Origin of the sequence: Pseudomonas sp. PDM05, from assembly GCF_014851685.1 — a bacterium.
In the GTDB taxonomy this organism is placed as follows: Bacteria; Pseudomonadota; Gammaproteobacteria; order Pseudomonadales; family Pseudomonadaceae; genus Aquipseudomonas.
In genome coordinates this window covers 138768-152152 of sequence record NZ_JACVAC010000014.1, presented here as the reverse complement: position 1 = coordinate 152152, position 13385 = coordinate 138768, and the positions used below count along the sequence as shown (strand labels likewise).

Here is a 13385-nt window from a genome sequence, read left to right as displayed (position 1 = left end):
CACAGCTCAAATGTGGGAGCGGGCTTGCCCGCGAAAGCGGTGGTTCAGCCAACATCTCCACCAGCAGTGCCACCGCCTTCGCAGCCTCGCTAAAGCTCGACAGCTCCCACAGGGGATTGGCAGTGCCCGGGGGATCTCCAGCCGAACACTGACATCCCAGCAACACCCATCACCTGTGGGAGCGGGCTTGCCCGCGAAAGCGGTGGTTCAGCCAACACCTCTACCAACAGTACCGCCGCCTTCGCAGCCTCGCTAAAGCTCGGCAGCTCCCACAGGGGATTGGCGGTGTGAGAGGGATCTCCAGCCGAGCGCTGACATCCCAGCAACACAGCTCAAATGTGGGAGCGGGCTTGCCCGCGAAAGCGGTGGTTCAGCCAACATCTCTACCAACAGTACCGCCGCCTTCGCAGCCTCGCTAAAGCTCGGCAGCTCCCACAGGGGATTGGCAGTGCCTGGGCGATCTCCAGCCCAACACTGACATCCCAGCAACACAGCTCAAATGTGGGAGCGGGCTTGCCCGCGAAAGCAGTGTGTCAGTCAGCTCATTCATTGGCTGACCCACCGCGTTCGCGAGCAAGCCCGTCCCCACATAAATCCACTGCAATGTTGAGGACTAGACGCTGCTCACTTTGACCCAGCGTTCTTCGCTGGCGGCCACGCGAATGGCTGTTGCCAGTTGCTCCACCGCCCATGCCGCCTCGAAGTCAGTGCCATCCGCACCTTGACCGGCCACGGCCATGATCAACTCCTGCACCTCCAGCGTTTTCAATTCGTTGTAACCCAACTGATGCCCCGCCGCCGGGCTGAATGCCGCGTAGCCGGGCAGGGCTGGCCCCGCGAGCAGGCGCTGGAAGCCGTCCTGGCCGACACGGCACAGACGCAGTTCATTCAGGCGCTCCTGGTCGAAGGCCAGCGTGCCTTTCGTCCCGCTGATCTCGAAGCTCAGGTGGTTCTTGTAGCCATGCTTGAGCCAACTGCTGCTCACCGTGCCGCGCGCGCCGTTGGCGAAGCGCAGCAGGGCATGCACCTGGTCGTCGACGGCGATGGTTTTCAGTTCGCTGCTGCCTTTGACCGCCGGTCGCTCGGTGTGCACGGTGTGGGTGTCGGCGCAGACGCTGGCCACGTCGCCCACCAAAAAGCGCGCCATCGACAGCAAATGGCTGCCCAGGTCGGCCAGGGCGCCGCCGGCATGTCCGACTTCGCAGCGCCATGACCAAGGCGAGGTCGGGTCGGCCATGAAGTCTTCGCTGAACTCACCCTGGAAGCTGATGATGTCGCCCAAATCGCCATTGGCAATCATCTGCCTGGCCAGCGTGATCATCGGGTTGTGCTGGTAGTTATAGCCGACCCGCGTCACCACCCCGGCGGTGCTGGCGGCGCGGCGCATGGCGTCGGCTTGCTCCAGGCTGACGGCCAGGGGTTTTTCGCAGTAAACCGCTTTGCCGGCGGCGATGGCGGCCATGGCCATGGGGTAGTGCAGGTGGTTGGGTGTGGTGATGGCCACGACGTCGACGTTGGGGTCATTGATCAACGCCTGCCAGTCACCGTGGGCCTGGGCGAATCCCCAGGCGTTGGCGCAGCGTTGGGCGCGCTCGGTGTCGGCGTCGGCCAGGGCGGCCAGTTTGAGAGTGACCGGCAGTTCGAATACCGCGCGGGCGTTGTTGAACGCCAAGGCATGGGCGCGGCCCATGAAGCCTGTGCCGATCAAGCCGATTCCGAGTTCACGCATAGCCGTGGTCCTTTGAATTATTGTTTTCAGAGGCGCTATTAATGGAATAAAAATTCCTCAAATTCAATAGATGGAATAAAAATTCATTGCGTGTCGACAATCACTCCGGCGAATGCAGCTATATTCAGCGCGTGGCCAAATGCCGCCAGTTAACAAAACATAACGTAGCGCCGATTGTCAGACGATTCGAAAGCCCGATAGGATGGCCCCTGCTTCCTCCAGGCGCTCTAGATTGCAGGTTTCAAGGCCCCGGAAGGCAGGCGATAACAATAATAAATGGGAGAAAGGTCTATGAGTGAGCCTGTCATGGGTTGGGTTGTTTGCCGCCCACATGCCGCACGCAGGGTTGCGTTGCTGGCCACAGCGCTCTCGCTGTTTGGGGCCGTCGCGTTGCCGACGGCCGTCCAGGCCGCCAGCGATACCCCCGCCGCAGCGGTGTTTGCGATTGAATCCCCCAAGGCCGCCAAAGGCCTGATGATCGACGTGGTCCACGCCGGCAAGCGCCTGGTGGCGGTCGGTGATCGCGGGCACATTCTCTATTCCGACGATCAGGGCGCCACGTGGGCCCAGGCCAAGGTCCCCACCCGGCAATTGCTCACGGCGGTGTATTTCGTCGATGACAAACAAGGTTGGGCGGTGGGCCATGATGCACAGATCCTCGCCACCGCCGACGGGGGCGCCACCTGGACCCAGCAATTTCAAGACCTCAAGCGCGAAGCCCCCTTGCTCGACGTGTGGTTCAACGACGCCAACCACGGCCTGGCCGTTGGCGCCTACGGCGCGCTGATCGAAACCACCGACGGCGGCAAGACCTGGAACGACGTCAGCGAGCGTCTCGACAACGAAGACCAGTTCCACCTCAACGCCATCGCCCATATCAAGGATGCCGGCCTGTTTATCGTCGGCGAGCAGGGCAGCATGTTCCGCTCCAGCGACGACGGCCAGACCTGGGAAAAGCTCCAAGGCCCCTACGAGGGCTCGTTGTTTGGCGTGATCGGCACCGCCCAGCCACAGACCTTGCTGGCCTTTGGCTTGCGCGGCAACCTGTACCGCTCCACGGATTTCGGCAGCACCTGGGAGCAGGTCGAACTGAATGCCGCACGGGGCGCGCTGGAGTTCGGCTTGTCCGGCGCGACCTTGCTGGACGACGGCGCCATCGTGGTGGTCGGCAATGGTGGCAGCGTGGTCGTCAGCCATGACGACGGGCTGACCTTCAGCGTCTTCAATCGCCCGGACCGGATTTCCCTCTCCTCGGTGACGGCGGCAGGTAATGGCAATTTGATCCTCGCGGGGCAGGGTGGCGTGCGTGTCGCCACCGTTGCCGGCGCAGAGCTCTCAAAATAATAAGAAGGCGGGGATTCAATGAGCAGTCATCACAACGATAAAGCGACCTTTCTTGAGCGTCTGATCTTCAACAACCGTCCGGCAGTCATCGTGATCTGCCTGCTGGTGAGTGTTTTCCTGTTCTGGCAGGCGACGTTGATTCGCCCGTCCACCAGCTTTGAAAAAATGATCCCCCTCAAGCACCCCTTCATCGAGAAGATGATGGAGCACCGTAACGACCTGGCGAACCTGGGCAACACGGTGCGGATTTCGGTGGAGGCCAAGGACGGCGACATTTTCACCAAGGAGTACATGGAGACCCTGCGGCAGATCAACGACGAGGTGTTCTACATCTCCGGCGTCGACCGTTCGGGCCTCAAGTCGCTGTGGAGCCCCAGCGTGCGCTGGACCGAAGTGACCGAAGAAGGCTTTGCCGGCGGTGAAGTGATCCCGCAAAGCTACAACGGCTCGGCGGAAAGTCTCGATCAACTGCGCAACAACGTGCTCAAGTCCGGCCAGGTCGGGCGGTTGGTGTCCAACGATTTCAAATCGAGCATCGTCGACATCCCGCTGCTGGAGTCCTACCCGGACCCGCAGGACCAGGGCAAGTTGCTGGCCCTGGACTACCGCAAGTTCTCCCATGAACTTGAAGACAAGATCCGTGACAAGTTCGAAGCGCAGAACCCCAACGTCAAGATCCACATCGTCGGCTTCGCCAAGAAGGTCGGCGACCTGATCGATGGCCTGGTGATGGTGGTGATGTTCTTCGGCATCGCGTTTGTCATCACCCTGATCCTGCTGTTGTGGTTCACCAACTGCCTGCGCAGCACCATCGCCGTGTTGAGCACCACGCTGGTGGCGGTGATCTGGCAATTGGGGCTGATGCACTTTTTCGGCTTCGGGCTGGACCCGTATTCGATGCTGGTGCCGTTCCTGATTTTCGCCATCGGTATTTCCCACGGCGTGCAGAAGATCAACGGCATCGCCCTGCAATCCAGCGAGGCCGACAACGCGCTGACGGCCGCGCGGCGCACGTTCCGCCAACTGTTCCTGCCGGGGATGATTGCGATCCTGGCGGATGCGGTGGGTTTCATTACGTTGTTGATCATCGACATCGGCGTGATCCGTGAGCTGGCCATCGGTGCCTCCATCGGCGTGGCGGTGATTGTGTTCACCAACCTGATCCTGCTGCCAGTGGCGATTTCCTACGTCGGCATCAGCAAGCGCGCCATCGCCAAGAGCAAGAAAGACGCGAACCGCGAGCATTCGTTCTGGCGCCTGCTGTCGAACTTTGCCAGCCCGAAAGTCGCGCCGATCTCCATCGCCCTGGCCCTGGTGGCCTTTGGCGGCGGCCTCTGGTACAGCCAGAACCTGAAGATCGGCGACCTCGATCAGGGCGCGCCGGAACTGCGTCCGGACTCGCGCTACAACAAAGACAACAACTTCATCATCAGCAACTACTCCACCAGCTCCGACGTGTTGGTGGTGATGGTCAAGACCAACGCCGAAGGATGCTCGCGCTACGAAGCCATGGCGCCCATCGACCAGTTGATGTGGAAGATGCAGAACACCGAGGGCGTGCAGTCGGCGATCTCGCTGGTGACCGTGTCCAAGCAGATGATCAAGGGCATGAACGAGGGCAACCTGAAGTGGGAAACCCTGTCGCGTAACCCGGATGTGTTGAACAACTCCATCGCCCGGGCCGATGGCCTGTACAACAACAACTGCTCCCTGGCGCCGGTGCTGGTGTTCCTCAATGACCACAAGGCCGAGACCCTCGACCGGGCGGTGCATGCGGTGCAGGAGTTTGCCAAGGAGAACAACGGGGACGGCCTGGAATTCATCCTCGCCGCCGGTAACGCCGGGATCGAAGCGGCCACCAACGAGGTGATCAAGGAATCCGAGCTGACCATCCTGATCCTGGTGTACCTGTGCGTCGCGACCATGTGCATGATCACCTTCCGCTCCTGGGCGGCGACCCTGTGCATCGTGCTGCCGCTGGTGCTGACCTCGGTGCTGGGTAACGCGCTGATGGCGTTCATGGGTATTGGCGTCAAGGTCGCCACCTTGCCGGTGGTGGCGCTGGGCGTCGGGATCGGCGTGGACTACGGCATCTACATCTACAGTCGCCTGGAAAGCTTCCTGCGTGCGGGCCTGCCGTTGCAAGAGGCGTACTACCAGACGCTCAAGTCCACCGGTAAAGCCGTGCTGTTCACCGGCCTGTGCCTGGCGATCGGCGTGTGCACCTGGATCTTCTCGGCGATCAAGTTCCAGGCCGACATGGGCCTGATGCTGACCTTCATGTTGCTGTGGAACATGTTCGGTGCGCTGTGGCTGCTGCCGGCACTGGCGCGGTTCCTGATCAAACCCGAGAAATTGGCGGGGCAGAAGGGCAACTCACTCTTCGCCCATTGATCGATTAGACCAATGCCGCAAGGCACGGCGGGGGAATTGACCTATCATGTGTCTTTTCCCCCGCAGTGACTTCACATCATGACCGACGCAACACCAAACCTGAGCAGCGCCCTGAACGACAGCGACATGCTGATCATCAACGGGCTGCACGCCTTCGAGTTCATCTTTGACCAGCATTTGCTGATCGAAAGCATGGACGGTCGGGACCTCAAGCGTTGGAAGTTCAGCCCCGAACAACTGGCCGCCGCCACCTTCGATGAAAGCCTGCAAAGCTGGTTGCTGATCAATGAAGAGGGTGAGCACCGCCTGGTTTGTTTGAGCGCGTTCACCGGCAACAATAACGACGAGGACGAAGCCGATGCTGATGCGTAAATTCTGGCCCCTGCTGATGGCGGGCAGTGTTGGCGCGATGTCGGTGCAGGCCGCACCGGCCGAGACCTATGAACTGTTGGTCGGCAGCTATACCGCCGGCACCAGCGAAGGCATCTACCACCTGCAATTCGACAGCCGTACGGGCAAGTTCCAGGGCCAGCCGGTGCTGGCGGCCAAGGCTGCCAACCCGTCGTGGCTGACCGTTTCCAAGGACCAGAAACATTTGTTTGTGGTCAATGAGAACGGCCCGGGTCAGAAAGATCCGGTCGGTCGTGTGAGCAGTTACCGCATCGACCCACAAAGTCATCAACTGACCCTGATCAATCAGGTGCAGAGCCTGGGCAACGAGCCGACTCATTCCAGCGTGGCTGCTGACGGGCGTTATCTGTTCGTTGCCAACTATTCGGTATTGGAAGATCCGGGCGGCAGCCTGGCGATCCTGCCCGTGGACGCCGCCGGCAAGCTGTCGGCACCCGTGCAGTTGAGCGGGCACCCGGCCAGCCGTGTGAACCCTGAGCGCCAGGCCTCCAACCATGTGCATTCGGTGGTGTCGTCGCCGGATGGCAAGTACGTGTTTGTGCAGGACCTGGGAGCAGACAAGGTGTTTGCCTATCGTTACGACCCCAAGGCCAATCATGAACTGCCGTTGACTCCGGCCGAGCCCGCCTCGGTGCAGTTGCCGCCGGGCAGCGGTCCACGTCATCTGCTGTTCAGCGCCGATGGCAAGCATGCGTGGCTGACCACCGAGATGAGTGCCCAGGTCGCGGTGTTCGACTACCAGGATGGCAAGCTCAGCCAGACTCAGCTGGTGGACTTCGCTGCCGGGCAACCGGCTGCGGACAAGGCCGGTGCGGCACTGCATGCGTCCGCCGATGGCAAGTTCCTGTACGTGAGCAACCGTGGCACGGCCAATCAGTTGCTGGTGTTCGGCATTGACCCGGCGACCGCACACCTCACGGAACTGCAACGCCGTTCCGTCGAAGGCGATCATCCGCGCGAGTTCAGCCTGGACCCGAGCGGCAAGTTCCTGCTGATCGCCAACCAGAAAAGCAATGAAATTGTGGTGGTCGAGCGTGACCCCAAGACCGGCCTGCTGGGTAAAACCGTGCAGAAATTGCCGATAGATGCGCCCAGCGACCTCAAGTTCCTGGTGCGTCAATAAGCCACAGGCCCCGCACTTCGGGGCCTGAGCCTTTCTATTAATTCGAGTGATAACGGCTACTGTTTCAAAGCATTTCTAAGGTTCAACCCTCGGGCGTAAGTTGGGTTCCAAGGCCTTCCCGGCCACTCAAACCAAACGAACACAAGGGTAACCGACATGAACTTGAACCTCTTCTCCATCATCGCCGCTTCCGCCGTTTCCGCAACTGTGGCCCTGCCAGCGGCCGCCAGCGTGGAACTCACCGGCAAGAAATCCAGCACCAGCGCCTACACCCAGAAATACCTGCAACAGAGCGCCAACTTCTATGCCGCACTGGATCACAAGACTCAGCACTGAATTCAAGAGCATCTCAATCTAATGTGGGAGCTCTCAGGGTTTAGCCATTACTGCGACAAAGAGCGGTGAATCCAGAAACCGCTGTAGCCATACCTGCAACCGTTTATACGATGTACCGGCAAACCACACTCGATCCACATGGGCAAACTGACGCACAAACGGCGCCAGTGCAGCATCCGCCAGGGTCAGGTGGTCTGCCAGCAGGTAATTCCGCTCGGCCAATAACCCCTCCAGCTTGTGCAAAAACACCTCGCCCTCGGCCCGATAGTGCTCCATTGGCTGCTCCGGGTAGCGTTCGGCGTACTTGTAGCGGTTCAAGTGTTGCTTGAAGACCTGGTCATTCTCGGCAATCAACGCCAGCACCGCCGGGTTGCCGCCGAGCAGCCAATCCTGCGGATCGTTCTGCGCCAGCGCCCACTGCATGATTTCCAGGCTCTCTTCAATCACGCGGCCATCAACGCTCAACACGGGCACCGTGCCCTTGGGCGACAGCGCCAGCATCTCGGCCGGCTTGGCCTTCAGGCTGACCTCGACGATACGCACCGCCACGCCTGAGTAGCGCAACGCCAACCGCGCACGCATCGCGTACGGGCAGCGTCGGAACGAGTACAGCAGCACCTCGCTCACTTGACCTCCAGGGTGCTCAAGCCATTGCCCTGACGCTTGACCTGGATCTGCACCGGGATGCGCTCGTGCATTTCCTGCACGTGGGAGATCACTGCCACCTTACGCCCCTGGGCTTGCAAACCGTCCAGCGCATCCATTGCCAATTGCAGGGACTCGGGGTCGAGGCTGCCGAAACCTTCGTCGATAAACAGCGATTCGATCCTCAACGTGCTCGACGCCATCGACGCCAGGCCCAACGCCAGCGCCAACGACACCAGGAACGTCTCGCCACCGGACAGCGAATGCACCGAGCGCAGTTCATCGCCCATTTCGGTGTCCAGTACCAACAGGCCGAGCATGCTGCCACCGCGCTTGAGGCGGTAGCGGCGCACCAGTTGGCGCAGTTGCACGTTGGCGTGGTGCACCAGCAGGTCGAGGTTGTAGGCCTGGGCGATCTTGCGGAATTTGTCGCCGTTGGCCGAGCCGATCAATGCTTCCAGACGGGCCCAGCGCTGCCATTCTTCATAGGCTTTGGCGGTGGTGAGCGCGAGGCTGTGATTGGCATCTTGGCGGCGCTGGTCTTCGGACTGGCGCGCACGCAGTTCGGCGAGGTGTTTTTCGCCGTCGGCCAATTTTTGGTTGAGCGCCACCAGGGTGCTGTCCAGTTGCTCGGCATCCAGGTTGCCGTTGTGCAAGGCCAGGTGCTCGGCGAGGCGCTGCTCGCGCTCTTGCAGCAGCACCTTGGCTTGTTCGACGGCTTTTTCACTGTGCTGCACCTGCTGGCGCAGCGCACTGACCTGCGCCTCATCGAAGGCCAGCAGGCGTGCGAGGCCACTGTCATCCAGCTCGGGATGCAGCGCGCGCCATTCGCTGATGCGGCTGTCGAGCGTGTGCTGTTCGGTCAGCAGCGCCTGCTGGCGTTCCTGCTGGGCCTTGAGGTCGGCAGCCAACTGGATCAAGGCGTTGTGCAACTCGTGCAGTTGCGTGTTGGCATCGGCTTCGCTTTGGCGTGACTGGGTCACGGCCTGTTCCAACTGCTGTTGCCAGTGTTCGGCGCTCGGATGCTCGCCCAACAAGTTGCTCAGCGCGTGCTGCGCGGCCTGATGCTGTGCGGTCACGTCGCGCAGTTGTTGCAGCAGTGCGTCGAGCTGTTGCTGACGATGTTGCTGGTGGGTCTGTTCTTTCTCGATGGCGTGCTGGCGTTCTTGTTGTTCGGCCAGTTCATCTTTTTGCTGGCCCAACTGTTCAAGGCGCTGGCTGACCTGCTGGTCCAACTGCATGAAGGTCGCCGCCGGTTCGCTGCGCAAGCCTTCCAGTGTCTCGGTGGGCAACAGGCTGGCGAACCCATTGAGTTCTTCGTCAAGACGTTCGCGGTCGCTGGACAGTTCGCGCTGCTGGTCCACCAGCAATTGGCGGGCTTGCTGGCTGGCGTCCTGGGCGGCTTGCAGTTGTTGCTGCAAGCGCCCGGCATTTTGTTGCAGGTTGAGCAGGGCGCCTTGGCGTTGTTCGTCCTGGCTGATGCTTTGTGTCAGTTGGCTGAGCTGCTGGGCCAGCCATGCGCTGCGCTTGGCCGCGTCCTGATTGAACAGCAGGGCTGACAGCGGGTGTGCGTCCAGGCTGGGCGCCAGGGCGCTTTGTTGCGCAGCGAGTTGTTCCTGCTGTTGCAGGAATTCCTTTTGCTGGGCAATCAGGCCGCCCACTTCACCCCGCAGTTCGGTGAGTTTTTCTTTGAGGGTGTCGACGGCTTTTTGCGCCGTGGCCTCTTCATTCTCGTCATGCCGACCGAGACTTTGCAGCAGCGCTTCGGGCTGGTGATACGGGTGTTCGTGGCTGCCGCACACCGGGCACGGTTGATCGTCCTGCAACTGCTCGCGCAGTTCCTCGACGCTGGCACTGCGCGCCAGGCGTTGGCGTTCCAGCAGCTGTTTGGTCACCGTCAGCGTCTGCTCGGCGACCGTCAACTCGGCCTTGGTTTGCAGGCCGATCTGGTTCAGCTGTTCGCGTTGCTGCTGGGCGTCGGCAAGCTTTTGTGTCAGCGCGCCGGACTGTTGATCCAGTTGCTGCTGGCTGTCCCACAGGCGCGTGAGGTCTTCGAAGGCACGCTGTTGCTTGCGATTGTCTTGCAGCAGGCTGGCGAGCAGCTGGATTTGCTCGGCCACGGCGTGGGGTTCGGCGCCGGCCTCCTGGTACAACAGGTCCAGGGCTTCGCGTTGCTGGGTGAACCGTTCGGCGGCGGCAGTGGCGCGCTGTTCCAACTGCGGCAGTTCGGCCTGGCCCTTGTTCAGGCGATTGCCGATCAGCATCAACTGTTGCAGGCGCTCACGGTAAACGGTCCAGGCATCGCCCAGCGGCGCGAGTGCGGCGCTGCGCTCCAGCCCGGCGGCGAGGCGTTGCAGGCGCTCAGTGACGGCGGCCTGCTTTTCCTGCAAGGCCTTGAGCAGGTTCTGGCCTTCGGTGCAGGCGCTTTGCTGTTGCTGTTTGTCGTCGTTGCGCTTGGCCAGGTCTTTGGCCAGGTGAGCGAGGGTGTTCTGTTCGGCGAAGGCCTGTTGCAGCAGCGGCCCTGCGTCGATTTGCTGTTTGACCGCGTCGGCCAATGCGGCCTGGGCGGCGGCTTGTTGCTGCTGGGCCTGGGCCTGCCGGGTAAGCAGCTCGGTCTGTTGGGTGTTGGACGCCTGAATCTGCGCGGCCAAAGGCGTCAGCACGCCGAGCAGCTCGGCTTGGCGTGTGAACTGGTGGCGCTGCGGTGCCAATTGTTCGAGGCGGCTCAGGTCCTGGCGTTGTTGGCGCTGGCTATCCCAGTCCGCTTGCGCGCGCTGGAGCTGTTCGGTGGCGTCGAGTTGGCGTTGTTGCCATTCACGCAGCTCCTTGAGCCAGGTGTGCTGCAACTCCAGCTGCTTGAGCTGGGCCTGCTGGACCTTGAGCTGTTGCTGGGCCTGGATGAACTGCTCATCCAGCTCGGCGCGGGCTTCAGGGGCCAGGGGCACCACGCCGGTGGCCTGGTCTTGCAAGTGTTTGTGGGCGTCCTTGGCCTCCTTGGCCTTGTCGAACGCACGGCGGCCTAGGCGGGTGTACAGCGCGGTGTCGGTGAGTTTCTCCAGCAGCTCGCTGCGCTCGTTGTCGTTGGCCTTGAGGAACGCACTGAATTCGCTCTGGGCCAGCAATACGGCGCGGGTGAACTGTTCGAAGTTCAGGCCCAGGGCCAGTTCCAACTGGGTCTTGTATTCGGTTTTCTGGCTGGCCAGCAGTTGTTCGCTGTCCAGGTCGATCAGGCTCTGGCGGCTGTTCTGCAATTTGCCGCTGGCCTTGTCGCGGGCGCGGTTGGCTTCCCAGCGCGCACGGTAGCGACGGCCACTGACGCCGACAAAATCCACCTCGGCATAGCCGCCGCCCGTGCCACGGCGCAGCAAGGTGCGCGGATCGCCGATGGAGATGTCGCTGTCGGCATCGGGCATCTTGGCCTGGCCGGTGTCGCCCAGTCGGGGCACGGCGCCGAACAGCGCCAGGCACAGTGCGTCGAGCAGGGTGCTTTTACCGGCGCCGGTGGGGCCGGTGATTGCAAACAACCCGGCGCTAGCCAGGGGTTCGGCGGTGAAGTCGATTTCAAACGGGCCGGCCAGGGAAGCCAGGTTTTTCAGGCGGATGGCGAGGATCTTCATGGCTGTTCATCCTCCTGTTGCACGTCCTGGAGCAGCACGGCGAAATCCTTCAAGGTCTGTTCATCCACTTCGCTGCCATAGCTGTCCTGCCAGGCGCGGCTGAACAGTTCCTGGGGGGTGAGCTGGTCGAGTTCGATCAACCGCGCTTCGCCTTCCTCCTCCCGCGGGCCGGTGCCTGCGTACTCGGCGGCGATACGCACCAGGCGCACGGCCTTGCCTTGCAGCGCGGCTTCGATCTGCTGGCGCAGGTCGGGTTGGGGTTCGTCGAGGCGCACGCGCACTTCCAGCCAGGGGTGGTGCTGGGTTTCGGCGAGCAGGTCGACGTCGGGCAACTCGCTCAAGGCCGTGAGAATGTCGGCCAGGGGCGCGGCTTCCAGGCGTTGCAGGTTGACCGACCGCGGAATCAGCAACGGTTCGACGCTGACCAGTCGCTCGCCTTGGAACAACACGTCGAGAATCTGGTGCTTGTAGCCAATTTCGGAAAACGACAGTGGGATCGGCGAGCCGCTGTAGCGAATACGCTCTTCACCATTGACCTTTTGCGGCTTGTGCAAATGGCCGAGGGCAACATAAGCGACGCTTCTATCAAACAGCTTGGCCGGCAGCGCCTCGGCATTGCCGATGATCAGGCTGCGTTCGGAGTCTTCCGATACCGAGCCCCCGGCCATGTGCGCGTGGCTGATGGCAACCAGCGCCTGGCCTTTTTTACGCTTGGCGTTGGCAGCAGCGATGAGCGCCTCATGCACCTGGCCGATACCGCGCAGGTAATCGTCACCCAGGTGCGCGCCCGTGACTTCCGCGGGGCGCAAAAACGGCAACGCCAGGCACCAGCCGACAATCTTGCCTTTGGCATTCGGCAGGGGGATCAGCAGGCGTTCGGCATCCAGTTGGCCGTCATCCAGCCACAGCACGCGACCCAGGGCGTGGGTGCGCAAGCGGCGCATCAACGGCGCGGGCAGTTCGATACGCGAACCGGAGTCATGGTTGCCGGCGATCATCACGATGGTGAGGTCGGGGTTTTGTTCGTGGGCACTGATGATGAAATCGTACAGCTGCTCCTGGGCTTTGAGCGGCGGGTTGACCGTGTCGAAGATGTCGCCGGCGATCAACAGCACATCCGGGCGCTGGGCCTTTAATTGCTCGAGCAGCCATTTGAGGAAGCAGGCGTGCTCGAAGTCGCGCTCCTGGCCGTGCAGGTTTTGCCCAAGGTGCCAGTCGGAGGTGTGGAACAGACGCAAGGCAAACTCCCTGGAGAAGATGAAAAGGAGGGGAGTTTACCTGTAAAAGCACGCACGGTGCCGGTGGCTAGCCAAGATCCAATGTGGAAGTTGCTGGGGAGTGAGTGTTTGGCTGGAGATCGCCCAGGCACTGCCCATCCTCTGTGGGAGCTGTCGAGCTTTAGCGAGGCTGCGAAGGCGGTGGCATTGCTGGTAGAGGTGTTGGCTGAACCACCGCTTTCGCGGGCAAGCCCGCTCCCACAGGTGATTGGTGTTGCTGGGGAGTGAGTGTTCGGCTGGAGATCGCCCTGGCACTGCCAATCCCTTGTGGGAGCTGTCGAGCTTTAGCGAGGCTGCGAAGGCGGTGGCATGGCTGGTTGAGGTGTTGGCTGAACCACCGCTTTCGCGGGCAAGCCCGCTCCCACAGGTGATTGGTGTTGCTGGGGAGTGAGTGTTTGGCTGGAGATTGCCCAGGCACTGCCAATCCTCTGTGGGAGCTGTCGAGCTTTAGCGAGGCTGCGAAGGCGGTGGCATGGCTGGTAGAGGTGTTGGCTGAACCAGCGCTTTCG

At 61.7% G+C, this 13385-nt stretch carries 9 protein-coding genes; 5 read left to right on the top strand and 4 right to left on the bottom strand.

Annotated features, from left to right (window positions below; genetic code table 11):
- Nucleotides 1–613: 613 nt before the first annotated feature.
- A complete protein-coding gene (locus IB241_RS23240) occupies nt 614–1729 on the bottom strand; it encodes a Gfo/Idh/MocA family protein (RefSeq protein ID WP_192300539.1) in 1116 nt (371 codons plus the stop codon).
- 306 nt (nt 1730–2035) lie between these two features.
- On the opposite strand from IB241_RS23240, the gene IB241_RS23235 reads away from it, so the two are divergent.
- From IB241_RS23235 to IB241_RS23215, 5 genes are all read left to right on the top strand, one after another.
- Nucleotides 2036–3073 (top strand): WD40/YVTN/BNR-like repeat-containing protein, encoded by a 1038-nt coding sequence (locus IB241_RS23235; protein WP_192300545.1) that lies wholly within the window; start codon nt 2036–2038, stop codon nt 3071–3073.
- Nucleotides 3074–3091: 18 nt separating this feature from the next.
- Complete coding sequence (locus IB241_RS23230) at nt 3092–5467, top strand: efflux RND transporter permease subunit (protein ID WP_192300538.1); 2376 nt, start codon at nt 3092–3094, stop codon at nt 5465–5467.
- Between the two features lie 78 nt (nt 5468–5545).
- Nucleotides 5546–5839 (top strand): DUF5629 family protein, encoded by a 294-nt coding sequence (locus IB241_RS23225; RefSeq protein ID WP_192300537.1) that lies wholly within the window; start codon nt 5546–5548, stop codon nt 5837–5839.
- Nucleotides 5826–7001: a lactonase family protein gene (locus IB241_RS23220; protein ID WP_192300536.1), complete on the top strand. Its 1176-nt coding sequence runs from the start codon at nt 5826–5828 to the stop codon at nt 6999–7001. Before IB241_RS23225 ends, IB241_RS23220 begins: the two co-directional genes overlap by 14 nt.
- 156 nt (nt 7002–7157) lie before the next feature.
- Nucleotides 7158–7337: a hypothetical protein gene (locus IB241_RS23215; RefSeq protein WP_192300535.1), complete on the top strand. Its 180-nt coding sequence runs from the start codon at nt 7158–7160 to the stop codon at nt 7335–7337.
- Between the two features lie 33 nt (nt 7338–7370).
- Here the strand turns inward: IB241_RS23215 and IB241_RS23210 are convergent, their stop codons facing one another.
- Genes IB241_RS23210 through IB241_RS23200 form a run of 3 tightly spaced genes read right to left on the bottom strand, consistent with a single transcriptional unit; the run spans nt 7371 to nt 12837 of the window.
- Nucleotides 7371–7964 (bottom strand): glutathione S-transferase, encoded by a 594-nt coding sequence (locus tag IB241_RS23210; protein ID WP_192300534.1) that lies wholly within the window; start codon nt 7962–7964, stop codon nt 7371–7373.
- Complete coding sequence (locus IB241_RS23205; RefSeq protein WP_192300533.1) at nt 7961–11599, bottom strand: AAA family ATPase; 3639 nt, start codon at nt 11597–11599, stop codon at nt 7961–7963. The genes IB241_RS23210 and IB241_RS23205 overlap by 4 nt, the downstream gene beginning before the upstream one ends.
- On the bottom strand, nt 11596–12837 hold the full coding sequence (locus tag IB241_RS23200; protein WP_192300532.1) for an exonuclease SbcCD subunit D C-terminal domain-containing protein: 1242 nt from the start codon (nt 12835–12837) through the stop codon (nt 11596–11598). The genes IB241_RS23205 and IB241_RS23200 overlap by 4 nt, the downstream gene beginning before the upstream one ends.
- Between the last annotated feature and the right edge of the window lie 548 nt (nt 12838–13385).